1 pseudogene is annotated in these 306 nt (G+C 80.1%); it reads left to right on the forward strand.

The annotated features are described in order from the left end of the window. Positions 1 to 30: 30 nt before the first annotated feature. Positions 31 to 306: pseudogene (locus GTW08_RS29385) on the forward strand (helix-turn-helix transcriptional regulator); the annotation flags it as partial.

Below are 306 nucleotides of genomic sequence, written 5' to 3' on the forward strand. Positions count from 1 at the left end.
CGCGACGGGGCGTCCGGGGAGCCGATGCCGGTGGGGCCCCGGTTGCGGCAGGCGTTCTGCGCCCGTGCCGAGGCGCTGAAACCGGCCACCCGGGCGTTGCTGCTGCTGGCGGCCGCCGAGGGGCGGGGCGACCGGCACGTCGTCGACCGGGCCGGTGCCGGGTGGGGTGTCGACGCCTCCACCTGGGACGAGGCGCTGCACTCCGGGCTGCTGCAGGCCTCGGGCCCCCGCCTCCGGTTCCGCCACCCGCTGGTGCCGGCCGCCCTCTACGACGGCGCCCCCTTCCCGGACCGCCGGGCCGCGCAC

Source organism: Pseudonocardia sp. SID8383 (genome assembly GCF_009864975.1).
GTDB classification, from domain to species: Bacteria; Actinomycetota; Actinomycetes; order Mycobacteriales; family Pseudonocardiaceae; genus Pseudonocardia; species Pseudonocardia alni.